The sequence below is a fragment of the Nocardioides sp. genome, from assembly GCF_031397825.1.
Taxonomy (GTDB): domain Bacteria; phylum Actinomycetota; class Actinomycetes; order Propionibacteriales; family Nocardioidaceae; genus Nocardioides.
This window is the reverse complement of sequence record NZ_JANNML010000043.1, coordinates 1-25,789: the sequence shown is the minus strand read 5'-3', so window position 1 is coordinate 25,789 and position 25,789 is coordinate 1. Positions and strand designations below refer to the sequence as shown.

Sequence of the window (25,789 nt, the reverse complement as noted above, 5' to 3'; positions counted from 1 at the left end):
AACTACACCTTCGGCCTGACCGAGCAGGTCATGTTCCACGAGATCGACCAGGACAAGGTCGACCGCACCCGGGGCATGGACATCACGGTCGTCACCACCGCCACCAACGACGAGGAAGGCCGCGCGCTGCTCAAGCAGCTCGGCTTCCCCTTCAAGGAGAACTGACATGGCAAAGACCGCGCTCAAGGTCAAGGCTGCTCGCAAGCCGAAGTTCGCGGTGCGCGGCTACACCCGCTGCCAGCGCTGCGGGCGTCCCAAGGCCGTCTACCGCAAGTTCGGCCTCTGCCGCATCTGCCTGCGCGAGATGGCCCACCGGGGCGAGCTGCCCGGCGTCACCAAGTCCTCCTGGTAACACTCACCACAACCGCTGAAGGTCGCGCCCACGAGATGGACGCGAAACCACAGACAGAAAGGGCCACCCGGCCATGACGATGACTGACCCGATCGCAGACATGCTTACTCGTCTGCGCAACGCCAACCAGGCGTACCACGATGCGGTGACCATGCCGTACAGCAAGCTCAAGCAGGGCGTTGCCGAGATCCTCAAGCAGGAGGGCTACATCACGTCGTTCGACGTGAAGGAGCCCGCCGAGGGAGAGGTCGGCCGCACGCTGACCATCACCCTGAAGTACGGCCGCAACCGCGAGCGTTCGATCGCCGGTGTCCGGCGCATCAGCAAGCCCGGTCTCCGGGTCTACGCCAAGCACACGGGTCTCCCGAAGGTGCTCGGCGGTCTGGGCGTCGCGATCATCTCGACGAGCCAGGGCCTGCTGACCGACCGCCAGGCAAACCAGAAGGGCGTGGGTGGGGAAGTCCTCGCCTACGTCTGGTAACCCCGAGACCGAGAAGGAGAACACCAGCATGTCGCGCATTGGCAAGCTCCCCATCCCGGTCCCGTCCGGGGTCGATGTGGCCATCGATGCCGCTCACGTGACCGTCAAGGGCCCCAAGGGCACCCTGTCGCACACCATCGCGGCGCCGATCACCATCGAGCGCAACGACGACGTCCTGGACGTCAAGCGTCCCGACGACGAGCGTCAGAGCCGGGCCCTGCACGGCCTCACCCGCACCCTCATCAGCAACATGGTGGTCGGTGTGACCGAGGGTTACGAGAAGAAGCTCGAGATCGTGGGCGTGGGTTACCGCGTCCTGTCCAAGGGCCCCACCCAGCTGGAGTTCCAGCTCGGTTACTCCCACTCGATCGTGTTCGACGCGCCGGAAGGCATCACGTTCAACGTGGAGAGCCAGACCAAGCTGGGCGTGGCGGGCATCGACAAGCAGCTCGTCGGAGAGGTCGCGGCCAACATCCGCAAGCTCCGCAAGCCCGAGCCCTACAAGGGCAAGGGCGTTCGTTACGCCGGCGAGCAGATCCGCCGCAAGGTCGGAAAGGCCGGTAAGTGACATGGCGATCTCGCTGAAGCAGAACAAGCACACTGCTGCTCGCACCAAGTCGCGCCTGCGTCGCCAGGTTCGTGGCCGCAAGCGCATCTCCGGGACCACCGAGCGTCCGCGCCTGGTCGTCACCCGGTCGACGAAGCACATCACCGTCCAGGTGGTCGACGACCTGGTGGGCAAGACGCTCGCCTACGCCTCGACCATGGAGGGCGACCTGCGCTCCTTCGACGGGGACAAGACCGCCAAGGCCAAGAAGGTGGGCGAGCTCGTTGCCGAGCGCGCCAAGGCTGCCGGTGTCGACGGCGTGGTCTTCGACCGCGCCGGCAACAAGTACCACGGCCGCATCGCGGCCCTAGCTGATGGCGCCCGCGAGGGCGGCCTCACCTTCTGATCGCCAGAGACAAGCAAGAGAAGAGGAAAGACTCATGAGCGGAGCCCAGCGCGGACAGCGCAGTGGCGAGCGCCAGTCGGGGGGCCGTGGTCGCGACGATCGTCGTGGTCAGGCCGCCGACAAGACCGCCTACATCGAGCGCGTCGTTGCGATCAACCGAGTCGCCAAGGTCGTGAAGGGTGGTCGTCGCTTCAGCTTCACCGCCCTCGTGATCGTCGGTGACGGTGAGGGCATGGTCGGCGTCGGTTACGGCAAGGCCAAGGAAGTCCCGGCAGCGATCGCCAAGGGTGTCGAGGAGGCGAAGAAGGCTTTCTTCCGCGTCCCCCGCATCCAGGGCACGATCCCGCACCCGGTCCAGGGCGAGAAGGCGGCTGGCGTCGTCTTCCTGCGTCCCGCGGCCCCGGGTACCGGTGTCATCGCCGGTGGTCCGGTGCGTGCGGTGCTCGAGTGCGCCGGCATCCACGACGTCCTCAGCAAGTCGCTGGGCTCGTCCAACCAGATCAACATCGTCCACGCGACGGTCGAGGCCCTGCGCATGCTCGAGGAGCCCGAGGCAGTTGCTGCCCGTCGTGGCCTCCGGGTCGAGGACGTCGCTCCGGCGGCGCTCCTGCGCGCGAAGGCTCTCGGCATCGCAGAGGCTGCTGACGCGGCGGCGGTGAGGTCCTGATGGCACAGCTGAAGGTCAAGCAGTTGAAGTCCACGATCGGTTGCAAGGCCAACCAGCGCAACACGTTGCGCTCGCTCGGCCTGAAGCGGATCGGCGACGTTGTCGTCAAGGAGGACCGCCCGGAGATCCGGGGCATGGTCCAGACCGTCCGTCACCTGGTGACGGTCGAGCGCATCGACGGAGGGGAGTGAAGCCATGACGCTCAAGCTTCATCACCTGCGCCCGGCTCCCGGGGCCAAGACCGCCAAGACCCGCGTGGGTCGCGGTGAGGGCTCCAAGGGAAAGACCGCCGGTCGCGGCACCAAGGGCACCAAGGCCCGCTACCAGGTTCCGGTCGCCTTCGAAGGTGGCCAGATGCCGATCCACATGCGGCTCCCGAAGCTCAAGGGCTTCCGGAACCCGTTCAAGGTGGAGTTCCAGGTCGTCAACCTCGACCGCATCACCGAGCTCTTCCCCGAGGGTGGCGCTGTCACCGTCGACGAGCTCGTGGCCCGCGGCGCGGTCCGCAAGGGCCAGCCGGTCAAGGTCCTCGGCCAGGGCGACATCTCGGTCAAGGTCGAGGTGAGCGTCAACGCGTTCTCCGCCTCGGCGAAGGACAAGATCGAGGCCGCCGGCGGTTCCGCCACGCTGGTCTGACCAGCACCACGCACGTGCAGGGGCGCTGCTCCACTCCTCCGGGAGTCGGGGCCGCGCCCCTCGTGCGCAGTGTGATCGCCCGAACACTGCCTGTTAGGCTTCCACGGGCCCTTGTCCACGGCTGTGGACTCGCTTGTCCTGACCAGGGCCCGTTACTTGCTTGGAGAAAGAGGATCTCGTGCTCAGCGCGTTCGTGAACGCTTTCCGGACTCCCGACCTGCGGCGCAAGCTGCTGTTCGTCCTGCTGATCATTGTGATCTTCCGGGCGGGGTCCCAGATTCCAGCCCCCGGCGTCAACGTCGCCAACGTCCAGGACTGCCTGGGCAACACGGCGAACAACGAGGGCGTCTACAACCTGATCAACCTGTTCTCCGGCGGTGCGCTGCTCCAGCTCACCATCTTCGCGCTGGGGATCATGCCCTACATCACCGCCAGCATCATCCTGCAGCTGCTCGTCGTGGTCATCCCGCGGCTCGAAGCGCTGAAGAAGGAGGGCCAGGCAGGGCAGACCAAGATCACCCAGTACACCCGCTACCTGACGCTCGGCCTCGCGCTGCTCCAGGCGACCGGCATCGTGGCGCTGGCGCGCTCGGGCAACCTGCTCCAGGGCTGCACCGAGCCGCTCCTGCACAGCCAGGACACCTCGACCTTCCTCGTCATGGTCATGACGATGACCGCCGGCACGGCCGTCATCATGTGGCTGGGCGAGCTCATCACCGACCGTGGCGTCGGCAACGGCATGTCGATCCTGATCTTCACGCAGGTCGTCGCGACGTTCCCCGCAGCTCTGTGGGACGTCCAGAAGTCGCAGGGCTGGTGGATCTTCTCCATCGTCATCGCGGTGGGTCTCGTGGTCGTGGCCGCGGTCATCTTCATCGAGCAGGCCCAGCGCCGGATCCCGGTCCAGTACGCCCGACGCATGGTCGGTCGCAAGATGTTCGGCGGCAGCTCGACCTACATCCCGTTGAAGGTCAACCAGGCGGGGATCATCCCGGTCATCTTCGCCTCCTCGCTGCTCTACCTCCCCGCCATGGCGGTGCAGTTCAACCAGAACAGCCCCTCGCCGTGGGTGGACTTCATCTCCAAGTACTTCGTCTCCGGCGGACATCCGATCTACATGGCGACCTTCTTCGCCCTGATCGTGTTCTTCACCTACTTCTACGTGTCGATCACCTTCAACCCCACGGAGGTCGCCGACAACATGAAGAAGTACGGCGGCTTCATCCCGGGGATCCGGGCCGGCAAGCCGACCGAGGACTACCTGTCCTACGTCCTGTCGCGGATCACGCTGCCGGGAGCGCTCTACCTCGGCCTGATCTCGCTGATCCCGCTCATCGCCCTGGTCCTGATCGACGCCAACCAGAACTTCCCGTTCGGTGGCACCTCGATCCTGATCATGGTCGGCGTCGCGCTGGACACCGTGAAGCAGATCGAGAGCCAGCTCCAGCAGCGCAACTACGAGGGCTTCCTGCGCTGACAGTCCCGTGCGTGGGACCCGGCGTCGAGTCGTCGGGGGCCATGCGAGACTGTGCTCACCCGCCACGACAAGGAGACTCGCTCGCACATGCGCCTCATCATGATGGGCCCGCCCGGGGCCGGCAAGGGCACGCAGGCGAAGTACATCGCCGAGCACTTCAAAATCCCCGCGATCTCGACCGGTGACATCTTCCGGGCCAACGTGTCCGAGGGCACGGAGCTCGGCATCGAGGCCGAGCGCTACATGGATGCGGGCGACTACGTCCCTGACGAGGTCACCAACAAGATGGTGCGCAACCGCATCGACGAGAGTGACGCTGTCTCCGGTTTCCTGCTCGACGGCTACCCGCGCACGGTCGCCCAGGTCGAGGAGCTCGACGGGATGATCACGTTCACCGGGCACCAGCTCGACGCCGTCGTGGTGCTCACCGTCGATGAGGACGAGATCGTCGAGCGTCTCCTCCAGCGCGCACAGACCGAGGGCCGGGCCGACGACACCGAGGACGTCATCCGTCGTCGCCAGGAGGTCTACGGCGAGCAGACCGAGCCGCTCATCGAGGTCTACCGCGCCCGCGGGCTGCTGATCGAGGTCGACGGGATGGGCGAGGTCGAGGACGTGACCCAGCGCATCTTCGAGGCGCTCGACGTCGTGCCCCAGAGCTGACCGCGCGGAGCTGACACAGGCCATGGGTCTCCTCGACCGCGGGATCCAGATCAAGACCCCGGAGCAGATCGCGCTGATGCGGTGCGCCGGGTTGCTGGTGGGGGAGACCCTCGAGCTCCTGCGCTCCACCGTGCGCGCCGGCATGACGACCGGTGAGCTCGACGCCGTCGCCGAGGACAACATCCGATCGGCCGGTGGCGTGCCCTCCTTCAAGGGCTACCACGGCTTCACCGGGACCATCTGTGCGTCGGTCAACGACGAGGTCGTGCACGGCATGCCCGGCAGCCGCGTCCTGGCCGACGGCGACGTGGTCTCGATCGACTGCGGCGCCATCGTCGACGGCTGGCACGGGGACGCGGCCATCACGGTCGCGCTGGGCGAGGTCCCCGACGACGTACGCCACCTGATGACGGTGACCGAGGAGGCCATGTGGCACGGCATCGCCGCTGCCCGCCTCGGAGGCCGGGTCACCGACATCTCCTTCGCCGTGGAGCAGCACGTGCGCTCGAGGGGGAGCTTCGGCATCCTCGAGGACTACACCGGGCACGGCATCGGCACCGAGATGCACCAGCCGCCCAACGTCCCCAACTACGGCAGGGCCGGCCGGGGTCCCAAGCTCGTCGAGGGCCTGGCCCTGGCGGTCGAGCCGATGATCACGCTGGGCAGCAAGGAGACGGTCGTGCTCGAGGACGACTGGACCGTCGTCACCGACGACGGCTCCTGGGCCGCCCACTTCGAGCACACCTTCACCCTCGCCCCGCAGGGCGCGTGGGTGCTCACCGCGCTCGACGGGGGACAGGCCGCACTGGAGGCGCTGGGCGTCCCGTACGGCGGACGCTGACCGGTCGCGATTCCAGCCTGCCTTCGCGTGCGTGGAAGGATGGCGGTCGCAGGAGGGGAGTATTCCTTTCGCTGCGGTCTCGTCAGCACGATCGTCGCCCAGCGCCGGTCCGGGGCCGTGGGTCGCCCGAGGGTGGCGGAAGAGACCTCAGGCGCCCTGACGTCCCCTCATCTCATCGGAGTCCCCTGTGGAAGTTTCGACCCTCGAATGGGCCATCACGATCGGTGTCACGGTCGCCGTGCTGCTCTTCGACGTGGTGGTCATCGCCCGTGACCCGCACGAGCCGACCATGCGCGAGTGCGCCATCGCGCTGTCGGTCTACATCGCCGCCGCGGTCGCGTTCGGCGTGTGGGTGCTGCTCTTCCACGGTCATGACTACGGCATCGAGTTCTTCGCCGGCTGGTTGACCGAGTACAGCCTCTCGATCGACAACCTCTTCGTCTTCATCATCTTGATGGCGGCGCTCAAGGTGCCCCGGCAGTACCAGCAGGAAGCGCTGATGGTCGGCATCATCCTGGCCCTCATCTTCCGCGCGATCTTCATCGCGTTGGGCTACCAGCTGATCGAGAACTTCTCCTTCGTCTTCTACATCTTCGGCGCGTTCCTGGTCTACACGGCCTACAGCCTCGTGAAGAGCTACCGCTCCCACGACGAGGAGCACCCTGAGGACAACAAGGTCGTCAAGTTCGCCCAGACCCACATGAACGTCGGCGACGAGTTCCGCGGGCTCAAGCTCTGGTACAGGGAGAACGGCGCTCGCGTCGTCTCGCCGATGCTCATCGTGGTGATCGCGCTCGGCACGACCGACATCCTCTTCGCGCTCGACTCGATCCCCGCGATCTTCGGCATCACCCAGGAGCCCTACCTGGTGTTCACGGCCAACGTGTTCGCCCTGATGGGGCTGCGCCAGCTCTACTTCCTGCTCGGTGGCCTGCTCAAGCGCCTGGTCTACCTCTCGCTCGGCCTCTCGTTCATCCTCGCCTTCATCGGCGTCAAGCTCGTCCTGCACGCGCTCCACGAGAACGAGCTGCCCTTCATCAACGGCGGCGAGCACGTCAAGGTCCCCGAGATCAGCTCGTTGCTGAGCCTGGGCGTCATCATCGTGACGCTCGTCCTCACCGCGGTGCTGAGCCTGCAGAAGGACAAGCGCGACCAGGAGAAGGCCGCGGTCTGACCCGACCGCTGCGCCGGGGGCTGCGTCGGATCAGTCGACGCAGTCCTCGGCCCACGGCGAGGCATAGCTGCCCCGGATCAGCCGCACCTGCAGGCAGGTGCGGTCCGGTGCGGCGACCTCCAGCGTCGTGTCCGTCGTACGACGGCTCTCGCCGGTGTCGGTGCGCTTCCACTCCCAGCTGTCGCCGGCCTGTCCGGGGTCGGGCGAGCGCCAGGTGAAGGTGACCTGCTCCCCGGCGCGGGCGCCCGTGACCGTCGGCGCCCGCGTGGGGGCCTCCGGGGCGACGTCGAGGGGTGTCGAGGACACCGACGGCCTGGTGGTCGGCGCCTCGGTGTCGTCGCCGCCGGCGAGGTTGACGGCGAGCAGGACGCCGACGACCGCGAGGACCGCGGTCCCGGCGACGGCCCACACGACGGTCGACCGGCGCGTGGGCTCGTCCCGCGGCGGACCGGCCTCGATGCGGGCAGCCCGGGGACCCGAGGACGGGATGACCGTCATCGGCTTCACGTGGGTCGTGTCGGGGTCGTCGCCGGGCGGCGTGACGATGCCGGGCGCCGGGCGGTCGCCCTCGACGGCGATCGCCGTGCGGGCATAGCCGGCCTCCGCCTCGATGCGCTGCAGGGCCCGGGCCAGCTCGAGGGCCGACTGCGGGCGGTGCTCGGGCTGCTTGGCGAGGCACTGCTGGAGCAGCCGCTCGAGCGAGGCGGGGACGTCGGGGCGCTGGGTGAGCGGCGGCGGCGCGTGCAGGATGCGGGCGGTCAGGCCACGCGGCGAGTTGTCACCGCCGGGGATCGCGAAGGGCGACCGGCCGGTCAGGAGGTTCCAGATCGTGGCGCCGAGGGAGTAGACGTCGGAGGCGACCGAGCCGTTGGAGCGGCCGTCGAGCAGCTCGGGCGGGGACCACGGGTAGGAGATCCGGACCTCGCTCTCAGTGGCGATGTCGGTGACGTGACCGGCGATGCCGAAGTCGCTGAGCGCCGGCTCGGAGTAGGTCGTGACGAGCACGTTGCTGGGCTTGATGTCGCGATGGATGATCCCCGCGCGGTGGGCGGTCTCGACGGCGCTCGCCAGCTTGACCCCGGTGGCGATCGTGTCGGCGACCTGCATCGGCGCGGTGCGCACCCGCACCCCGAGGTCGGGCGGCGGGCAGTAGCGCATCACGAGGTAGGGCCGTCCACCCGAGGCCGCGTCGGTGACCCCGGCGGTGATCACGCTGACGATGTAGGGGTGGTCGGACAGCTGCGCCATCGCGTTGGCCTCGGCGGTGAACAGGGACTTCTCGCGGTCGGTCAGCGGCACGTCTGGTCGCACGACCTTGACCGCCACGCGCTGGCGCGGCCACTCCTGCTCGTAGAGGTAGACGTCGGCGAACCCGCCCCGACCGAGGTGCTCGAGGTAGGTGTAGCCGGGGATCTGGGGACCGCTCACGCGTTGCCTCCGGGGTCGGTGGTCGTCTCGAGGACGATCTCGTAGCTGTCGGCGAGGTCGAGCACCTGGCCCGGCTCCCACACGTAGGTCTCGTGCGCCCGGATCCGCTCCGGAGCCCGACCCGGCACCCGCAGCGTGGTGCCGCCACGCGATCCGAGGTCGGTCGCGAGCACCAGCCAGCCGTCGAGCTCGAGCCTGAGGTGCGTCCTCGAGACGTACGACGAACCCTGCGGCAGGCGCACCAGGTGCGGCCAGTCGGTGCTCTCCGGGGCGGCGACGGGCTGGCGCCCGAACACCACGCCACGGTCGAGGGGGACGGTGTCGCCGTCGGGCAGCCGGACCAGGCCGAGCTGGGGCCGGGGGAGCCGCTGCGGCTCCTGGGGCGGGACCGGTGCGCCGCACACCCGACAGTTCGGGGTGAAGGCGGCGGTCACGTGGCCGACCGGACAGCGCACCGCGAGCACCGTCTCGTGGGTGTGCTGCTGCAGGTGCAGTCCGGCCGGGTCCGTGGGTGGCGCGGTGGGTGGTGCGAGCGGCGGCGGGGTGGGCGCTCCGGCCGAGGCCCGCTGGGGCGGGCCGAGCGGCGGCGTGGCCGGGGGCATCGGCGGGGTGACGAAGGTGGTGTGGCCGTCGTGATCCGGATCGGGCTCGGGCCGGCGCTCCGGGACCGGCTCCGGCGAGCGTCGTACGGTGTGCTCCTCCGGCGGGGGCGCGGTGACAACCTCCGGAGCGGGGGCCGGGTCGGGCGCTCGGCCGGCGAGGATCTCGGGCGGGATGCCGTCGATGAGCCCGACGCCGGGGACCGCCGGCGCAGGCGGCTCACCGGGGGTCGCGCGCGGGGCGTCGTCGACGACACTCAGCCGCGCCGTGCCGCGACTGACGGAGCCGGGGTGCTCGGGGCTGGTGTCGAGGATGGCGAAGGCGACGTCGGCGCCGAGCAGCTCGACCAGCAGGTCGGTGAGGGGCTCGAGGACGGGGCCGGTCCCGCTGAGCAGGCCCCACAGCCGGGCGACGTGCTCGGGTGTGAGCGGCGCGTCGACCAGCAGCCAGCGCTGCGCGGCCGCGAGGAGCACACCGGCCCCGGGGGCGTACCGCACCTCCACCGTGGTCCCCTTCCCGAGATGCGCCGAGTCCGCCGGCGCTGACGGGCCCCATTGTCGCGACCAGGGAATGGGTTCGGTCAAGCAGGCGCCAAATAGTGCCTCGGTGGGGCACCCTTTAGGCTGAACGCTCTTGGGGACTCTTCACGGGGAGAAAACGATCGTGCCGCTCTCGGGGACGATCCGGCGACACCGGATCGCCATCGCATCCAACCTCGCACTGCTCATGGTGGTCGCGGGGGTGGTGGCGGCTGCCGTGCAGGCCGACGGCTACCGCACGCACGAGGCCCAGCTCAACGACGGCGGCATCTGGGTCACCAACTCCCGCGACGGCTTCTACGGCCGCGTCAACAAGCCGATCGGGCAGATCGACGGGGCGCTCTTCGCCGAGCTCGACGCGCAGCTCGACATCGTCCAGGACGGCGCCTCCGTGGTGGCGGTCAACATCTCGTCGGGCGCCCTCGCGGCGATCGACCCCGCGAGCGTGGAGCACCCCGACGGCGACGGCGCCACGATCCCGGGCGGCGCCCAGGTGCAGCTGGCCGGCGGCACGATCGCCGTCCTCGACCCGGCCACCGGCTCGCTGTGGGCCGAGCTCGCGGACCCCGACCTCGGCGTGCCCGTCGTCGGCAACCTCGACTCCCAGGCACCCCCGCTCGCGACGACCGGCGTCGACGGCGCGCTCGCGGTCACCGAGGACGGCGAGGTCCTCACCGTCTCGGCCGAGGACGACACCCTCACCCGCGTCGCGCAGACCGACGCCGGCTTCGGCAAGCCCCGCACCACCGACCTGCCCCGCGCGGTCGAGGCGTCCGTGAGCATCACCGCCGTGGGCGACACCCCGGTGGTGCTCGACACCGGGTCCGGCTCCCTGACCGTCGTCGGCGGTGCCGCGACCGACGTACCCGTCGGGTCGGTGCTGCAGCAGCCCGGGCCCGGCGCCTCCTCGGTGCTGGTGGCGACCTCCGACCGGCTGCTCGCGATCGACCTGGAGTCGGGCGAGGAGACCACGCTCGCCGACGGTGTCGGTGGCCGCCCGACCGCCCCGGTGCGCCTCGGCGCCTGCCACTACGGCGCGTGGTCCGGCGGCGTCGGCGCGGTCGCGACCGTCTGCGGTGACGAGGAGCCGGTGGTCAACCCGCTCGGCACCGACGCCAGCGACCTGGTCTTCCGCGTCAACCGTGGGGAGATCCTGCTCAACGACCGGTCGTCGGGCGCGGTGTGGAACATCGACTCCGCCGAGCCGACACGCCTCGACAACTGGGACGCCTTCAAGAACAAGGTGAAGGACGACGACGAGAACGAGGAGAACGAGGAGGAGGCCGAGGGGGACCGGCGTCCGCCCGAGGCCAAGCCCGACGACCTCGGGGCCCGGCTGGGCCGCACGACCGTCCTCCACCCGCTCGACAACGACACCGCCCCCGAGGGGCGGCTGCTCTCGATCCGCTCGGTGCAGGACATCACCGGCTCCGACTCGGACGTGACGATCAGCCCCGACGGGCAGACGGTGCAGATCACGCTGCCGGACCAGGCGGGCGTGACGACCTTCGAGTACTACGTCGACGACGGTCGCCAGGACGTCGCCGCGCACGCCACCGTCACCGTGCGTCCTCGCGGACCGCAGGTCGACGGTGCTCCCCAGCTCCGCGAGGGCTTCGAGCCGCGGGTGTGGAACGTGCCCGCCGGCGGCACCCTCGACGTGCCGGTGCTGCCTGACTGGCGCGACAAGTCCGACGGCGACCCGCTGTCGGTGTCCGCGGCCAAGGCCCAGGGCGGCGAGCGCAGCGGCGCCACCGCGCGGGTGACGTCGGGCGGTCGGATCCGCTTCACCGCGCCGGTCAAGGCCGGGGTGGTCACCGTCGCCTACGAGGTCACCGACGACATCGGCGACCCGGTCACCGACGAGCTGAAGTTCCAGGTCCAGGGCATCAAGGACCGACAGGCCTATCCCGCGATCGCGGAGCCCGACGTGATCGCCGGCGAGGTCGGCAGGCCGATCACCATCCGCCCGCTCGGCAACGACCTCCCGGGCTCCGACCCGGTGACGCCCGACGCCGTGCTCGAGCTCGCCGGCAAGGTGGCCGCGACCAGCGGAGCCGACGTCCGCACCGACCTCGTCGGCGGCACCATCACCTTCCGCTCCGCGCAGCCCAAGACCTACTTCCTCGACTACGACGCCAAGTACGGCAACGCCCCCTTCGCCCGCGGTCGCATCCGCGTCGACGTGCGGGCCAGCGAGAAGCCGCCCCAGGCGCCGGTCGCGATGCCCGACAGCATCACCGTCTACGGCCAGGCCGCGACGCTGGTCGACGTGCTCGCCAACGACGTCGACCCGACCGGCGGGCTCCTCGTCGTCCAGTCCGGCGAGGCCGAGACCGACAACCAGCTCGACGTCGCCGTCGTCGAGGGTCGGTGGCTGCGGCTCTCCGCCCGCCAGGGCACGCTGGCCCCCCGCACCCAGCTGGTGCGCTACCGCATCAGCAACGGCACCCGCTCCGGCATCGAGGGCGAGGTCGTCGTCACCCAGCGGCCCGCTCCCGAGGACAACTCCCCGGTGACCGAGGTCGACCGGGTGGTCGTGCGCGAGGGCGCCGGCGCGTCGGTCCCGGTCCTCGACAACGACTTCAGCCCCTCCGGCGACGAGCTCGGCCTGGTGGGTGACGTGGCCGGCGAGACCGCCGGCTCGCTCACGGTGCTGCCTCCCGGTGACGACGACGTGCCGACGGGCTCGGCGTACGTCGCCGGGCGCTTCCTGCGCTACGTCGCACCGCGGGGGATCGACGACGCGCAGACCTTCACCGTGCGCTACCTCGCGACCAACACCGCGGGGGAGACCTCGCCGGGCAAGGCCGAGATCACCGTGGTGCCCGCGAGCCGCGCCAACCAGCCCCCCGAGCCTCCCGCACTCGAGGGACGGGCCGTGTCGGGCGACGCCATCACGCTGAAGGTCCCCGGCGCGGGCGTCGACCCCGACGGTGACCCCGTCACCCTGACCGGGATCTCCAGCGCGCCGGCGCTGGGCCGGCTGGTCTCCTACGGCGCCAACTCGCTGCGCTACCAGGCCTTCCCCGGCAGCGTGGGCACCGACGAGTTCACCTACACCGTCACCGACCCCCAGGGCGCCGAGGCGACCGGCACCGCGCGGATCGCGGTCGTGCAGCCGGCGACCCCGCAGCCCCCGCTGGCGGTCGCGGACGCCATCACCGTCGAGCCCGGCCGCGTCGCCACCGTCGACGTGCTCGCCAACGACCTCGTCGCCGACGGCGACCGCGTCACCGTCGAGCTGCTCGACGCCCCCGACGGGGTCGAGCTGGAGAGCCCCCAGGGTCCGGTCGTGGTCGAGTCGCCCACCGACGGCTCCGGTCGCGACGTCGAGGTCGTCTACCGGCTCAGCAACGGTCTCGCCGCCTCGCAGGGCACCGTCACGCTGCGCACCAGCGAGCCCTACAACAACCCGCCCGTCGTCTTCGACGCGTTCGGCGACGACGGCGACAGCGGGGGTGCCGGCGACAGCGTGACCGTCGACGTGCTCGAGACCGCCTACGACCCCGACGGACCCGCCTCGGCCCTGCGGGTCACCGAGGTCGTCGCGCCCTCGGGGATCGAGGCGTCGGCCGACGGCGGCACGATCACCGTCGACCGCGCCGAGCAGCCGATCGTCGTGCCCTTCCGGGTCCGCGACAGCGACGGCGGCGTCGCCACCGGCTCCCTCTTCGTCCCCGCGCTGCGTGCCGCCGCGCCCTACGTCGAGGCGGGTGCCCTGATCGAGCTGGCCTCGGGCGACACCGAGTCCTTCGACCCCAACGACTACGTCGTCAACCCCGCCGGCGGCCCGGTGCAGCTGACCCTCAAGAACCGCATCTGGTCCTCGCCCAGCGCCAACCTGCTCCCCGGCATCACCGGCGACCGCGCCTTCGAGCTCACCGCAGCCGAGTCCTACGTCGGTCCCGGCGCCGTGGTCTTCGAGGTCACCACGGGCACCTCGGTCGACGACCCCGAGGGCGTCCGCGCGGTGCTGTCGGTGCCGGTCCAGGTCGGCGGCGAGAGCCCGATCCTGCGCTGCCCCGACGAGCCGGTGCGGATCGCCCAGGGCCAGTCCCTCGACCTCGACATCGCCTCGCTGTGCCACGTCTGGACCCCCGACCCCGACGACGTCGACGGGCTCGACTTCGACGCCGACTGGGAGACCTCCAGCGACGGGCTGGCGATCATCACCCCGAGCGGCCCGGCCATCGAGGTCGCTGCCGCATCGACCGCCGACCCCGGCAGCCGCGGCACCCTGCTCGTGACCACCGGCGACAGCGAGCCCGGCCGACTCCAGCTGCTCGTGGTCAAGTCGCCGCCGCCCTCGCTCTCCCCGATCCGGGTCGACGACATGCGCGCCGGGGAGACCCGCACCATCGACCTCGCGCGCTACCTGCGCGCGGGCGTGAACAACCCCGACCCGACGGTCGTGCAGGCCACCCAGATCACCGGGCTCGATGTCGACATCACCTCCGAGGGCTCGAGCGTCACGCTGACCACGGGGGAGCGCGTCGACGGACAGGCGCAGTTCCGCGTCGTCATGAGCGACGTGTCCGCCGGCGACCCCGGACCGGAGCGACTGGTCGAGGGCCGCATCTCGCTGGCCGTGCTCGACGTGCCCGACACCCCGACGGCGCCCGTGCCCGGACGCACGGTGCGTGACCAGGAGGTCGCGCTGTCCTGGCGCGCGCCCGATGCCAACGGAGCCCCGGTCGACCGCTACGAGGTCCGCAGCCTCCGCGGCGGGGCCACACAACAGTGCGGCGGCACGACCTGCGAGATCCGAGGCCTCACCAACGGCACGGCCTACTCCTTCCAGGTGCGCGCGCACAACCGCGTCGGCTGGTCGGAGTGGAGCACCGGCTCGGCGCAGGCGACCCCGGACCGCAAGCCCGGCCTGGTCGGTCCGATCAAGCTGGTGCGCGAGGGCGACCGGGTCCTGGTGATCGCGTGGACCCCGCCGACGACGCAGACCTCCGACATCCGGCGCTACCTCGTGTCCTGGCCCGGCGGGTCCAAGAGCTCGACGCGTCCCAACATCACCATCACCGGCCTCGACAACAACGTGGAGTACGCGTTCTCCGTGGCCGCGGAGAACGCGCTCGACATCGGGCCCGCCCGCCGCTCGGCCGCCTACCAGTCGGTCGGCACGCCGGGCACGCCCGCGGCGCCCACGATCACCGACCAGCGCACGCCCGGTGACAGCGGAGCGGTGACGCTCACCTGGCCGGACGTCGACCCCAACGGTCCCGACCCCGTGCGCTACACCGTCCTGCGCGACGGCACGCGGCTGCCCAACTGCACCGACATCCTGGCGACGCGCTGCGACAACGCCGGCATGGCCTACGACGGCCGGACCTACCAGTACTCCGTGCGCGCGACCAACAAGAACGGCAAGGGCCTCACCGCGACCGGTCCGGCCGCGCCGTGGAGCGCTGTCGGCCAGCCGGCCGCGTGGGGCGACTTCACGGTGCGTCCGACCGGGCGTGACAACGGCGGTCAGGCGCAGTTCACCGTGCCGGCCTCGCGCGGGGCCCAGTCCAACGTCACGATCTACTCCGACGGCGGGGTGATCAGCCAGTTCAGCGGCACCGGCCCCCAGGACGTCGCGATCCAGGTCGGCTCCAACGACAAGCCCTACACGATCGAGCTCGAGGTCTGCAACGAGTCGGGCGCGTGCGAGCGCTCGATCGGCAAGCCGCTGCAGGCCTACGGCCCGCTGAGCCGTGAGGACATCCTCAGGATGGAGCCGATCGTCAAGGGCAAGACGGTCTCGTGGGAGATCACCGTGGACGCCGACGGCGACCCCGCAACGATGACCGTCGACAGCGACAAGCGCGGCAAGGAGACGTTCACGCTCAGCGGGGTCGACGTCCACACCTTCCGCACCAGCTCGGTCGACATCGGCTTCAAGACCAACGAGCAGCTCGTCGTCACGCTCTTCGACTCCAGCCCCAAGCGCGGGCCGGGGGAGCGACAGGCGCGGAGCCCCACGACCGAGGACGCCCCCAAGCCCACGATGACGATCAGCCGCGGCGACCGGTGCCACGACGGCACCGACGACCCGTCGTGCAACCCCAGTGGCACGGGCACCGACTGTCTGCACCCGTCCTGCGGGAGGATCCTGTTCGTCAGCGAGAACTGGGACTACAACCCGACCAACTGCACCTTCTACGACGACTTCGGCGCCTACGCCACGCGCCCGATCGCGACCAACCGCACGGTGCAGCCCGGCCCCTACTACGGCTACCCCGACCGCAGCGTCTGGGTCGTCTGCGACGGCGTCGAGTCCAACCACTACAACTGGCCCAACTCCTGAGGACCCCTGTGACGATCTCCCACGACCAGGCCGCCTGGTTCAAGCAGACCTTCGACCAGCTCACCGACAACATGGAGAAGGCCGTCCTCGGCAAGCGCCACGTGGTGCGCCTGGCGCTGACCTGCCTGCTCTCCGAGGGCCACCTGCTGCTCGAGGACTTCCCCGGCACCGGCAAGACGATGCTCGCCCGCGCGCTGGCCAACACCGTGCAGGGCAGCCACGCCCGCATCCAGTTCACCCCCGACCTGCTGCCCTCCGACGTCACCGGGGTGACGGTCTACGACCAGCACAAGGGCACCTTCGAGTTCCATCCCGGACCGATCTTCCACACGATCGTGCTGGCCGACGAGATCAACCGCGCCTCGCCCAAGACGCAGTCGGCGCTGCTCGAGGTCATGGAGGAGGGCAGGGTCACCGTCGACGGCCGGCCCCACGAGGTCGGGCGGCCGTTCATGGTCATCGCCACCCAGAACCCCATCGAGCAGGCCGGCACCTACCGCCTGCCCGAGGCCCAGCTCGACCGGTTCCTGATGAAGAGCTCGGTCGGCTACCCCGACAAGGCCGCGACCATCGAGCTCCTCGTCAACGCCAAGGTGCGCGACCGGGCGGCGCTCGTGACCCCCGTCATCACGTCGGCCACGATCGCCCAGATGAGCGGTCTGGCCGACGAGGTCTACGTCGACCCCGCCGTCATCGGCTACGTCGCCGAGATCGCCGAGGAGTCCCGGCGCCAGGCGCACGTCAAGCTGGGCCTCTCCGCGCGCGGCTGCCTGGCCTTCATCCGGGTGGCCAAGACCTGGGCGGCCGCCGACGGGCGCGACCACGTCGTGCCCGACGACATCAAGGACCTCGCGGTCCCGGTGCTCTGCCACCGGCTGCTGCTCGACGCCGAGGCGCAGTTCAGCGGGGTCTCGATCGACACCGTCATCTCCCGACTGCTCGACTCCGTCGCGCCGCCGACCGACCGGGTGGCGTGAGCATCGGATGAGCGTCGGATGAGGGTGATGCAGCGGTGGGACGCGGTCCGGGGGGTGGTCAAGCCCCTCGGGTGGCTGGTCCTCGCCCTCGGGGTGCTCGCCCTCGCTGCGGCGGCGACCGCCGGGTGGCGTGAGCTCACCGTCCTCGGCGTCGCGTGCCTGCTGCTGCTCACGGTGTCCCTGCCGTTCCTGGTCGGGCGCACCCGCGTGCGGGTCGACCTGGTGCTCGAGCCCTCGCGGGTCGCGGCCGGGATGACGGTGGCGGCCGGGATCGACGTCACCAACCTCGCGACCGGGCGGATGCTGCCCACGGTCTTCGACCTGCCGGTCGGCGACGCCGTCCACCGCTACGGCATCCCGGCCCTGGCCGCCGGTGCGACCCACCAGGAGACCTTCACGGTCCGCACCGAGCGCCGCGGTGTCATCGGGGTCGGCCCGGCGACTACCCGCCGCGGCGACCCGCTCGGCCTGGTCTCGCGCGACACCGAGTGGACCGACCTCCAGGAGATCCTGGTCCGGCCGGCGATGGTCCCGCTCGACGCCCTGGGCGCCGGCCTCCTGCGCGACCTCGAGGGCGTCGAGACCGAGTCGATCTCACAGAGCGACCTGGCCTTCCACACCCTGCGCGAGTACGTCGCCGGCGACGACCTGCGCCACGTCCACTGGCGCTCCTCGGCCAAGGCGATGGCCTCGGGCGGCGCGAGCCAGCTCCTCGTGCGGCAATACCTCGACACCCGTCGCAGCCACGCCACGATCGTGGTCGACGACCAGCCCGCCAGCTATGCGGGCGGGGAGCGCGGCGTCGACGAGTTCGAGACCGCGATGTCGGCGACCGCCTCGATCATCGTGCGCGCGGTGCTCGACGACTTCGAGGCGTCCTTCGTCTGCGGTCACCACGCCTCCTCGGGCGTCGACGGCCACCTCGCCCTCGACGCCGTCTGCCGCGCGGTCACGGGCCGTGTCGGGCTGATCCCCGCCGCCCGCAAGGCCGCCGACATCGCCCACGACACCAGCCTGCTCTTCCTGGTGACGGGTGGTGCGGCGCCCTTCGAGCACGTCCTGCGCGCCTCTGCCGCCTTCCCGCCCGAGGTCCGCCGCATCGCGATCGTCGTCGACGGCTCCGCCACCGCCACGGTCACCGAGACCGGCGGCCTCACGGTGCTGCGCCTCGGGGCCTTGGCGGACCTGCCCGGCCTGCTCCACTGGAGCGCCCGATGAGCCGCCCAGCCACGCCTCTGGTGCCTACCCGTACGCAGGCCCTCGACGCCGTGCTCCTGACGGCCACCTGCGCCGCCGCGCTGGCCGGGCTCACCACCACCTTCACCGGGATCGGCTTCCTCGTGGTCGGCCTCCTCGGCGTCCTCCTCGGCATCACCATCGCCCACGTCACCTCCGGCCTGGGCTGGCCGGCCGTGTCGGCGGTGGTGCTGGGCATCGTCGTCTTCGTCCTCGTCGGCGGACCGCTGGCGCTGCGCTCGCCCCCCGGACCGGGCACGGTCGCCGAGCTCGGGGACCAGGTGCTCTTCGGGTGGAAGGACCTGCTCACCACGCTGCCGCCCGTCGACGGCGACGGCCCGCTGCTGGTGCTGCCCTGGCTGCTCGGCCTGGTCGCCGGACTGCTCGGCACCCTGACAGCCCGGCTCCGGTCGGGACCGGCCTGGCTGCGCTCGCTGCTGCCTCTCCTGGCACCCACCGCACTGCTGGTCGCGGTCATCCTGCTCGGCGTACGACGTCCGTCGTCGCTGTGGCTCCAAGGCGTCGTGCTCGCGGTGCTCGCCCTGGGCTGGCTCGTCGTACGCATGCAGCGCAGCACGGGTCCGGTGCGTGGCGGTGCCGGTCGCACCCGTCGGGTGCTCGTCGGCGCGGCGATGCTCGGCGTGGCCTGCGCCGCGGCCCTGCCGGTCACGACCTGGGTCGCGGGCGCCGACGACGAGCGGGTGGTCCTTCGCACCTACGTCGAGCCTCCTTTCGACGTCGGTCAGTACCCCTCGCCGCTCTCCTCCTTCCGTCGCTACGTCGCGATGCCCGAGCCCGACGCGGTCAACCTGCACGACGTCACGCTGATGACCGTCGACGGGGCGCCCGAGGGGGCCAGGGTCCGGATCGCCACGCTCGACGACTACGACGGCGTCGTGTGGGGCGCCGCCGAGGACACCGTCCCCGGCAGCACCCTCGACACCTTCCAGCGGGTCTCCTCCACGATCGACAACCCCGTCGACGGCGAGCGCGTGGACGTCACGGTGACCCTGGGGGAGGGCTACTCCGGGGTGTGGCTGCCCACCGTCGGGTCGCTGCAGTCGATGCACTTCGACGAGGGCTCCTCCGAGGACGCCGTGGAGGAGCAGGCGGAGTCCTTCCGCTACAACCTCGCCACCTCGACCGGTGTCGTGCCGGCCGGCCTGGCGCCCGGCGACGTCTACCACTTCACCGCCGTCCGCCCCGTCGAGGAGGTCACCGAGACCTCGGCCCCCAGCGGCGACCTCACCGACGCAGCCCTCGCCGCCGGCTTCCTCGACACGCAGGCCGTGCAGTGGACCGCCGGGGCCTCGGAGCCGATGGAGCGGGTCTTCGCGGCCGCCGAGCACCTCAGGAGCGAGGGCAAGTACTCCGACGGCGTCCTGGAGAGCGAGAAGATCTACCACGCCGGGCACCACGTGCGGCGGCTGTCGGAGGAGTTCGTCAACGCTCCGATCATGGTCGGCAACGACGAGCAGTACGCCGCCGTGATGGCGCTGGTCGCCAACAAGATCGGCGTCCCCGCGCGGGTCGTGCTCGGTGCGGTCGTCCCCGGCGACGGGGTCGTCGAGGGCAAGGACGTCCACGCCTGGGTCGAGCTGCGCGTCGCCGACGGCTCCTGGCGCGTGCTGCCGACCGAGGCGTTCATGGACACCGACCGCCCGGCCGAGCAGCCCCCCATCGCCGAGCAGGAGATGAGCGGCACCGTCGTGCCGCCGCCCGCCCCGATCCCGCCGCCGTCCACGCTCGCCGAGCAGAACGACGCGGAGCTCAACGCGCGCAAGGGCGACCGCGACGAGGAGGTCGGCGGCGGTCTCCCCGCGTGGTTGCGCATCGTCCTGCTCTACGTCGCGCTCCCGTTGCTGGTGGTCGTCCTGGTCCTCTCGTCGGTCGTGCTGGTCAAGGCGCTGCGCCGACGCCGGCGTCGCTGCGCCGAGCGGGTCACGGCGCGCATCGTCGGCGGCTGGCGCGAGCTGGTCGACCACGCCCGCGACCTGGGGCAGCCGGTGCCTGTCGGGGCGGGCTGGACGCGACGGGAGCAGTCCTCCCGCGTCTCGTCCGCGCAGGCGCCCGGTCTCGCCGCGCTCGCCGACCGCCACGTGTTCGGCCCCAGCCAGCCGCCCGAGGCCGTCGCCTCGTCGTACTGGCAGGAGGTCGACGCCGAGCGCCGACGGATGTCCCGGGGCGTCACCCGTCGCCGACGCGTCCGCGCCGCACTGAGCTTGCGGACCTTCCGTCGCTGAGACCCGGAATGCCGCACGCCGCCCGGGCGTTGGGTCGGTGATGTCCTCCACCGCTCCCGCCGCGCCCGCCCTGTCCGTCCTCGACCTCGTCCCGGTGCGCAGCGACCAGTCGACCAGCGACGCGCTTGGCGCGATGCTGGACCTGGCGCGGGCCGCCGACGAGCTCGGCTACCGCCGCTTCTGGGTCGCCGAGCACCACAACATGGCGGCGATCGCGTCGACCAACCCACCGGTGCTGATCGCGATGATCGCCGCCGCGACCCAGCGGCTCCGGGTCGGCTCCGGCGGCGTCATGCTGCCCAACCACGCCCCGCTCGTGGTCGCCGAGCAGTTCGCGCTGCTCGAGGCGGCCTATCCCGACCGCATCGACCTGGGCATCGGTCGCGCTCCCGGCACCGACCCGGTGACCAGCTGGGCGCTGCGCCACGGTGCCGGAGGTGTCAGCGACGATGCCGTCAGTCGCTTCCCGGAATACGTCGACAACGTGCTGGCCATGATGGAGCCGGCCGGGGTCGGTCTGGCGCTCCAGGGTCGCCAGCACCTGCTTAAGGCGACCCCCGAGGCGCGCTCGGTGCCACGGATCTGGCTGCTCGGCTCCTCGGACTACTCAGCGCGCCTCGCCGCCGAGAAGGGGATGCCCTACGTCTTCGCGCACCACTTCTCCGGCCAGGGCACCCGCGAGGCGCTCGACCTCTACCGCTCGCAGTTCCGCCCCTCACCCGAGCTGGCCGAGCCCCGGACCTTCCTGACCGTCAACGTTGCCGTGGCCGAGACGACCGAGGAGGCCGAGCGGCTCGCACTGCCCCAGCTGCTGCAGATGGTCGCGCTGCGCACCGGCCAGCCGCTGACCGCCCAGCTCACCGTGGAGGAGGCGCTCGCCGCCGAGGTGCCCGACGCGCACCGGGGACTGATCGACGCGATGCGCACCCGGTGGGTGATCGGCGACGCCGAGCAGGGGCGCGCCCAGCTCGCCGACCTCGCGGCGTCGTACGCCGTCGACGAGGTGATGGTCAACCCGGTGGCCGGCGCGACGGCGGGCACCGCGACGGACGCGTCGCCCGCTCGCGTCGACACGCTGCGCCTGCTCGCTGCTTGAGCGTCCGGGGGAGGGCCGATACCCTGCCCGATTCGTGTTTCGCAGCCGTTTCCTCGTAAACTGGCGTGTCGGCCCAACGTGGGTCTGTTCCGTGGTGCCTCACGGCTGCCCGGATCGCCTCTGACCGTCTCCTCGGAGCAGGTCAGGTGTGTCCGGAAAGAGGCGCTCCTGAGCGGCTTTACGAGGTCCACCGGTCACCTGGCCGGAGGTTCCCGGGCCACCGGTAGACACACCCGTTCCAACAGATTGTGGAGGACATGCCGAAGAAAGAAGGCGTGATCGAGCTCGAGGGCACCATCACGGAAGCCCTGCCCAATGCGATGTTCCGTGTGGAGCTGAGCAACGGACACAAGGTTCTCGCCCACATCAGCGGCAAGATGCGCCAGCACTACATCCGGATCCTCCCCGAGGACCGCGTGGTGGTGGAGCTGTCTCCCTACGACCTCACGCGAGGTCGCATCGTCTACCGCTACAAGTAAGCAGCCGACTAGCCAGAAAGGGTCGACTCATGAAGGTCAACCCGAGCGTCAAGAAGATCTGTGACAAGTGCAAGACGATCCGTCGTCACGGCGTGGTCATGGTCATCTGCGAGAACCCGCGTCACAAGCAGCGCCAGGGCTGAGTCCCTGCCTGCGACGCACCACACAACTGAACACCACTCAACGTGATCGCTAGGTCTGGGTCTCTCACGAGCACAGGCTGAAACCACCTCCGGAGCAGAAGGCCGGAGCCTGGTCACCACCAGGACGCGTCACGCACGAAACCTCTGTGAACCACCGAAGAGCACCGCTCTTCAAGAAAGGGCCATGACATGGCACGCCTCGTTGGTGTGGACCTCCCGCGCGACAAGCGCATCGAGATCGCACTCACCTACATCTACGGCATCGGCCGTACCCGCTCGCAGCAGCTGCTGGCCGCCACCGGGGTCAACCCCGACATGCGCGTCCACCAGCTGGGCGACGAAGAGCTGGTCAAGCTCCGCGACGAGATCGAAGCCAACTTCAAGATCGAGGGTGACCTCCGTCGCGAGGTCCAGGCAGACATCCGCCGCAAGATCGAGATCGGCAGCTACCAGGGTCGCCGCCACCGCCAGGGCCTCCCGGTCCGCGGTCAGCGCACCAAGACCAACGCTCGCACCCGCAAGGGTCCCAAGCGCACGGTTGCCGGCAAGAAGAAGGCCAAGTGACCGTTCGCGCTCGCGCGACGCACTGCCTTCCTAACTCACAGACCAGCTAACACAGGAGAACCGTATGCCTCCCAAGGCACGCGCGGCCGGCGCCAAGAAGGTCCGCCGCAAGGAGAAGAAGAACATCGCTCAGGGCGAAGCCCACATCAAGAGCACGTTCAACAACACCATCGTCACCATCACCGACCCCACCGGGGCGGTCATCTCGTGGGCCTCCGCCGGCACCGTCGGCTTCAAGGGCTCGCGCAAGTCCACGCCGTACGCCGCGCAGATGGCTGCGGAGGCCGCCGGCCGTCGCGCCATGGACCACGGCATGAAGAAGATCGACGTCTTCGTCAAGGGCCCCGGCTCCGGCCGCGAGACCGCGATCCGTTCGCTCGGTGCGATCGGCCTCGAGGTCGGCACCATCCAGGACGTCACCCCCACCCCCCACAACGGATGCCGCCCGCCCAAGCGCCGGCGCGTCTGACCCGAGACAGAACAGGAGACTGACCCATGGCTCGTTACACCGGACCCATGACCCGGAAGTCGCGCCGTCTCGGTGTCGACCTCGTCGGCGGAGACGCAGCGTTCGAGAAGCGTCCCTACCCTCCCGGCCAGCACGGCCGTGCACGCATCAAGGAGGGGGAGTACCGCTCCCAGCTGCAGGAGAAGCAGAAGGCCCGCTTCACCTACGGCGTGATGGAGAAGCAGTTCCTCAACTACTACAAGGAGGCCTCGCGTCGCACCGGCAAGACCGGTGACAACCTCCTGCAGCTGCTCGAGTGCCGTCTCGACAACGTGGTCTACCGCGCCGGCTTCGCCCGCACGCGTCGCCACGCCCGTCAGCTCGTCAACCACGGTCACTTCCTGGTCAACGGCAAGAAGGTCGACATCCCGTCCTTCCAGGTCTCGGCCTACGACGTGATCGACGTGCGCGAGAAGTCCCTCGAGATGACCCCGTTCATCGTGGCGCGCGAGACCTTCGGCGAGCGGATCGTCCCGGCGTGGCTCGAGGCCCTGCCCAACCGCATGCGTGTCCTGGTCCACCAGGTGCCCGTGCGTGGGCAGATCGACATGCCGATCCAGGAGCAGCTGATCGTCGAGTTCTACTCCAAGAAGTAACCGGTCGGGGGGCTCCGTCCCCCGACCACCCCCCACCGGGGGCCCTCGGCCCCCGGTGGACCTTCCTTTTCACCGTCGTAGTTCGGATCCGTCAAATAGCGGGTGGATCCGGAAAGGAAAGAATCAGTGCTCATCGCACAGCGTCCCTCACTGTCGGAAGAGACCGTTGACGAGTTCCGCTCGCGGTTCGTCATCGAGCCCCTCGAGCCCGGCTTCGGCTACACGCTCGGCAACTCGCTCCGCCGCACCCTCCTGTCGTCGATCCCGGGCGCCTCGGTCACGAGCATCAAGGTGGACACCGTCCTCCACGAGTTCTCGACCATCGAGGGCGTGAAGGAGGACGTCACCGAGATCATCCTCAACCTGAAGGGTCTGGTCGTCTCCTCGGAGCACGACGAGCCCGTCACCATGTACCTCCGCAAGTCCGGTGCCGGCGCCGTGACCGCTGCCGACATCGCGCCCCCGGCCGGTGTCGAGGTGCACAACCCCGAGCTCCAGATCGCCACGCTGTCCGACAAGGGCAAGCTGGAGATGGAGCTCGTCGTGGAGCGTGGCCGCGGCTACGTCTCCGCCGTCCAGAACAAGGGCGCCGACAACGAGATCGGTCGCATGCCGGTCGACTCGATCTACAGCCCCGTGCTGAAGGTGACCTACAAGGTCGAGGCCACCCGTGTCGAGCAGCGCACCGACTTCGACAAGCTCGTCATCGACGTCGAGACCAAGCCGTCCATCCTGCCCCGCGACGCCATCGCGTCGGCCGGCAAGACGCTGGTCGAGCTCTTCGGCCTCGCCCGCGAGCTCAACGTCGAGGCCGAGGGCATCGACATCGGCCCGTCGCCCGTCGACGAGCAGCTGGCCGCCGACCTCGCCCTCCCGGTCGAGGACCTGCAGCTGACGGTCCGTTCCTACAACTGCCTCAAGCGCGAGGGCATCCACACCGTGGGTGAGCTCATCTCGCGCTCGGAGCAGGACCTGCTCGACATCCGCAACTTCGGTGCGAAGTCGATCGACGAGGTCAAGGCCAAGCTCGTCGAGATGGGCCTGTCCCTCAAGGACAGCGCTCCCGGCTTCGACCCCGCCACGGCGCTCGCCGCCTACGGCGAAGAGGACGACGACGCCTACGTCGAGGACGAGCAGTACTGAGCACCTCCCGCTGACCCGTCGCTGCTGCGGCGGGTCGGCGGTCCCGCACCACATCCATCTATCCCGGTACCTGACACGGCCGGGGAGAATCGAGAGAAGACATGCCCAAGCCCACGAAGGGTCCCCGCCTCGGCGGCAGCCCGGCACACCAGCGCCTGATCCTGGCCAACCTGGCCACCCAGCTCTTCGAGCACGGTCGCATCACCACGACCGAGGCCAAGGCCCGCGCCCTGCGCCCCCACGCCGAGAAGCTCATCACCAAGGCCAAGAAGGGCGACCTGCACAACCGTCGCATGGTCCTCAAGACCATCCGTGACAAGGGCGTCGTGCATGTGCTCTTCACCGAGATCGCCCCCACCTTCGCGGAGCGTCCCGGCGGCTACACCCGCATCACCAAGATCGGTCCCCGCAAGGGCGACAACGCCCCCATGGCCGTCATCGAGCTCGTGACCGAGGCCTACGCGCCGAAGGCCCCGTCCTCGAAGAAGACGGCCGCCCCGGCCGCTGCCGCCGCCCCCGTCGAGGAGGCTCCCGCCGAGGAGACCGCCTCCGACGAGGTCACCGAGGCCGAGGCCACCGACACCCTCGAGACCGAGGGTGGCGCCGTGGAGGAGACCCCGGCCGACACCGAGGAGCCGGCCGAGGCCGCTTCCGAGGACGACGCCAAGGCCTGATCCGCCCGCTCGACC

General features: G+C 70.2%; 25 protein-coding genes and 1 pseudogene. 24 read left to right on the top strand and 2 right to left on the bottom strand.

Translation table 11 applies throughout. The annotated features are described in order from the left end of the window. From RMN98_RS03420 to RMN98_RS03365, 12 genes and pseudogenes are all read left to right on the top strand, one after another. Window positions 1-165 (top strand): annotated as a pseudogene (locus RMN98_RS03420) (50S ribosomal protein L5); the annotation flags it as partial. A 1-nt stretch (window position 166) separates the two neighbouring features. Then, the gene (locus RMN98_RS03415) at window positions 167-352 is read left to right on the top strand and encodes a type Z 30S ribosomal protein S14 (RefSeq protein ID WP_011757321.1); all 186 of its coding nucleotides are present in this window, start codon (window positions 167-169) and stop codon (window positions 350-352) included. A 73-nt stretch (window positions 353-425) separates the two neighbouring features. Continuing rightward, the gene (rpsH, locus tag RMN98_RS03410) at window positions 426-833 is read left to right on the top strand and encodes a 30S ribosomal protein S8 (RefSeq protein WP_091025724.1); all 408 of its coding nucleotides are present in this window, start codon (window positions 426-428) and stop codon (window positions 831-833) included. Window positions 834-861: 28 nt separating this feature from the next. After that, window positions 862-1,401: a 50S ribosomal protein L6 gene (rplF, locus tag RMN98_RS03405; protein ID WP_309647395.1), complete on the top strand. Its 540-nt coding sequence runs from the start codon at window positions 862-864 to the stop codon at window positions 1,399-1,401. Between the two features lies 1 nt (window position 1,402). Further along, window positions 1,403-1,786, top strand: coding sequence for a 50S ribosomal protein L18 (gene rplR, locus RMN98_RS03400; RefSeq protein WP_091109698.1), 384 nt, complete (start codon window positions 1,403-1,405; stop codon window positions 1,784-1,786). A gap of 34 nt (window positions 1,787-1,820) precedes the next feature. Next, the gene (rpsE, locus tag RMN98_RS03395) at window positions 1,821-2,453 is read left to right on the top strand and encodes a 30S ribosomal protein S5 (RefSeq protein ID WP_091109697.1); all 633 of its coding nucleotides are present in this window, start codon (window positions 1,821-1,823) and stop codon (window positions 2,451-2,453) included. Then, complete coding sequence (rpmD, locus tag RMN98_RS03390) at window positions 2,453-2,644, top strand: 50S ribosomal protein L30 (protein WP_309647394.1); 192 nt, start codon at window positions 2,453-2,455, stop codon at window positions 2,642-2,644. The genes rpsE and rpmD overlap by 1 nt, the downstream gene beginning before the upstream one ends. A 4-nt stretch (window positions 2,645-2,648) precedes the next feature. Then, window positions 2,649-3,089, top strand: coding sequence for a 50S ribosomal protein L15 (gene rplO / locus RMN98_RS03385; RefSeq protein WP_309647393.1), 441 nt, complete (start codon window positions 2,649-2,651; stop codon window positions 3,087-3,089). A gap of 178 nt (window positions 3,090-3,267) precedes the next feature. Next, a complete protein-coding gene (secY, locus tag RMN98_RS03380; protein WP_309647392.1) occupies window positions 3,268-4,566 on the top strand; it encodes a preprotein translocase subunit SecY in 1,299 nt (432 codons plus the stop codon). Between the two features lie 87 nt (window positions 4,567-4,653). Beyond that, on the top strand, window positions 4,654-5,229 hold the full coding sequence (locus tag RMN98_RS03375) for an adenylate kinase (RefSeq protein ID WP_309647391.1): 576 nt from the start codon (window positions 4,654-4,656) through the stop codon (window positions 5,227-5,229). 22 nt (window positions 5,230-5,251) lie between these two features. After that, a complete protein-coding gene (gene map / locus RMN98_RS03370; protein WP_309647390.1) occupies window positions 5,252-6,070 on the top strand; it encodes a type I methionyl aminopeptidase in 819 nt (272 codons plus the stop codon). A gap of 187 nt (window positions 6,071-6,257) precedes the next feature. Further along, window positions 6,258-7,244, top strand: a complete 987-nt coding sequence (locus tag RMN98_RS03365) for a TerC family protein (RefSeq protein WP_309647389.1) — start codon at window positions 6,258-6,260, stop codon at window positions 7,242-7,244. Window positions 7,245-7,274: 30 nt separating this feature from the next. Here RMN98_RS03365 and RMN98_RS03360 read toward each other — a convergent pair whose 3' ends face one another. Further along, window positions 7,275-8,672: a protein kinase domain-containing protein gene (locus RMN98_RS03360; protein WP_309647388.1), complete on the bottom strand. Its 1,398-nt coding sequence runs from the start codon at window positions 8,670-8,672 to the stop codon at window positions 7,275-7,277. Beyond that, the gene (locus tag RMN98_RS03355) at window positions 8,669-9,775 is read right to left on the bottom strand and encodes a hypothetical protein (protein WP_309647387.1); all 1,107 of its coding nucleotides are present in this window, start codon (window positions 9,773-9,775) and stop codon (window positions 8,669-8,671) included. Before RMN98_RS03355 ends, RMN98_RS03360 begins: the two co-directional genes overlap by 4 nt. A gap of 160 nt (window positions 9,776-9,935) precedes the next feature. On the opposite strand from RMN98_RS03355, the gene RMN98_RS03350 reads away from it, so the two are divergent. The 12 genes from RMN98_RS03350 to rplQ all read left to right on the top strand — a co-directional run bounded on the left by RMN98_RS03350 (window position 9,936) and on the right by rplQ (window position 25,774). Continuing rightward, the gene (locus RMN98_RS03350; protein ID WP_309647386.1) at window positions 9,936-16,115 is read left to right on the top strand and encodes an Ig-like domain-containing protein; all 6,180 of its coding nucleotides are present in this window, start codon (window positions 9,936-9,938) and stop codon (window positions 16,113-16,115) included. Window positions 16,116-16,123: 8 nt separating this feature from the next. Then, window positions 16,124-17,092: a MoxR family ATPase gene (locus RMN98_RS03345; protein WP_309647385.1), complete on the top strand. Its 969-nt coding sequence runs from the start codon at window positions 16,124-16,126 to the stop codon at window positions 17,090-17,092. Between the two features lie 18 nt (window positions 17,093-17,110). Then, window positions 17,111-18,310, top strand: a complete 1,200-nt coding sequence (locus RMN98_RS03340) for a DUF58 domain-containing protein (RefSeq protein WP_309647384.1) — start codon at window positions 17,111-17,113, stop codon at window positions 18,308-18,310. Window positions 18,311-18,330: 20 nt separating this feature from the next. Further along, window positions 18,331-20,571, top strand: coding sequence for a transglutaminase-like domain-containing protein (locus RMN98_RS03335; protein ID WP_309647383.1), 2,241 nt, complete (start codon window positions 18,331-18,333; stop codon window positions 20,569-20,571). Window positions 20,572-20,611: 40 nt separating this feature from the next. Then, window positions 20,612-21,667: an LLM class flavin-dependent oxidoreductase gene (locus tag RMN98_RS03330; RefSeq protein WP_309647382.1), complete on the top strand. Its 1,056-nt coding sequence runs from the start codon at window positions 20,612-20,614 to the stop codon at window positions 21,665-21,667. Between the two features lie 257 nt (window positions 21,668-21,924). Continuing rightward, window positions 21,925-22,146 (top strand): translation initiation factor IF-1, encoded by a 222-nt coding sequence (gene infA / locus RMN98_RS03325; protein ID WP_026145687.1) that lies wholly within the window; start codon window positions 21,925-21,927, stop codon window positions 22,144-22,146. Between the two features lie 29 nt (window positions 22,147-22,175). Next, window positions 22,176-22,289 (top strand): 50S ribosomal protein L36, encoded by a 114-nt coding sequence (gene rpmJ, locus RMN98_RS03320; RefSeq protein ID WP_091025735.1) that lies wholly within the window; start codon window positions 22,176-22,178, stop codon window positions 22,287-22,289. Window positions 22,290-22,478: 189 nt separating this feature from the next. Then, window positions 22,479-22,853, top strand: coding sequence for a 30S ribosomal protein S13 (rpsM, locus tag RMN98_RS03315; protein WP_309647381.1), 375 nt, complete (start codon window positions 22,479-22,481; stop codon window positions 22,851-22,853). A 64-nt stretch (window positions 22,854-22,917) separates the two neighbouring features. Continuing rightward, window positions 22,918-23,322, top strand: coding sequence for a 30S ribosomal protein S11 (gene rpsK, locus RMN98_RS03310; protein WP_091025736.1), 405 nt, complete (start codon window positions 22,918-22,920; stop codon window positions 23,320-23,322). A gap of 26 nt (window positions 23,323-23,348) precedes the next feature. After that, complete coding sequence (rpsD, locus tag RMN98_RS03305; RefSeq protein ID WP_309647380.1) at window positions 23,349-23,957, top strand: 30S ribosomal protein S4; 609 nt, start codon at window positions 23,349-23,351, stop codon at window positions 23,955-23,957. A gap of 126 nt (window positions 23,958-24,083) precedes the next feature. Further along, entirely contained in the window at window positions 24,084-25,100 is a 1,017-nt protein-coding gene (locus RMN98_RS03300) for a DNA-directed RNA polymerase subunit alpha (RefSeq protein ID WP_309647379.1), read from the top strand. Window positions 25,101-25,201: 101 nt separating this feature from the next. Next, window positions 25,202-25,774 (top strand): 50S ribosomal protein L17, encoded by a 573-nt coding sequence (gene rplQ, locus RMN98_RS03295; RefSeq protein WP_309647378.1) that lies wholly within the window; start codon window positions 25,202-25,204, stop codon window positions 25,772-25,774. The last annotated feature ends 15 nt before the right edge of the window (window positions 25,775-25,789 follow it).

Excerpts from the sequence above, each read along its gene's own strand:
- RMN98_RS03415 (WP_011757321.1), top strand. The coding sequence starts at position 167 with ATGGCAAAGACCGCGCTCAAGGTCAAGGCTGCTCGCAAGCCGAAGTTC.
- rpsH (WP_091025724.1), top strand. The coding sequence starts at position 426 with ATGACGATGACTGACCCGATCGCAGACATGCTTACTCGTCTGCGCAAC.
- rplF (WP_309647395.1), top strand. The coding sequence starts at position 862 with ATGTCGCGCATTGGCAAGCTCCCCATCCCGGTCCCGTCCGGGGTCGAT.
- rplR (WP_091109698.1), top strand. The coding sequence starts at position 1,403 with ATGGCGATCTCGCTGAAGCAGAACAAGCACACTGCTGCTCGCACCAAG.
- rpsE (WP_091109697.1), top strand. The coding sequence starts at position 1,821 with ATGAGCGGAGCCCAGCGCGGACAGCGCAGTGGCGAGCGCCAGTCGGGG.
- rpmD (WP_309647394.1), top strand. The coding sequence starts at position 2,453 with ATGGCACAGCTGAAGGTCAAGCAGTTGAAGTCCACGATCGGTTGCAAG.
- rplO (WP_309647393.1), top strand. The coding sequence starts at position 2,649 with ATGACGCTCAAGCTTCATCACCTGCGCCCGGCTCCCGGGGCCAAGACC.
- RMN98_RS03375 (WP_309647391.1), top strand. The coding sequence starts at position 4,654 with ATGCGCCTCATCATGATGGGCCCGCCCGGGGCCGGCAAGGGCACGCAG.
- map (WP_309647390.1), top strand. The coding sequence starts at position 5,252 with ATGGGTCTCCTCGACCGCGGGATCCAGATCAAGACCCCGGAGCAGATC.
- RMN98_RS03340 (WP_309647384.1), top strand. The coding sequence starts at position 17,111 with ATGAGGGTGATGCAGCGGTGGGACGCGGTCCGGGGGGTGGTCAAGCCC.
- RMN98_RS03330 (WP_309647382.1), top strand. The coding sequence starts at position 20,612 with ATGTCCTCCACCGCTCCCGCCGCGCCCGCCCTGTCCGTCCTCGACCTC.
- infA (WP_026145687.1), top strand. The coding sequence starts at position 21,925 with ATGCCGAAGAAAGAAGGCGTGATCGAGCTCGAGGGCACCATCACGGAA.
- rpmJ (WP_091025735.1), top strand. The coding sequence starts at position 22,176 with ATGAAGGTCAACCCGAGCGTCAAGAAGATCTGTGACAAGTGCAAGACG.
- rpsM (WP_309647381.1), top strand. The coding sequence starts at position 22,479 with ATGGCACGCCTCGTTGGTGTGGACCTCCCGCGCGACAAGCGCATCGAG.
- rpsK (WP_091025736.1), top strand. The coding sequence starts at position 22,918 with ATGCCTCCCAAGGCACGCGCGGCCGGCGCCAAGAAGGTCCGCCGCAAG.
- rpsD (WP_309647380.1), top strand. The coding sequence starts at position 23,349 with ATGGCTCGTTACACCGGACCCATGACCCGGAAGTCGCGCCGTCTCGGT.
- rplQ (WP_309647378.1), top strand. The coding sequence starts at position 25,202 with ATGCCCAAGCCCACGAAGGGTCCCCGCCTCGGCGGCAGCCCGGCACAC.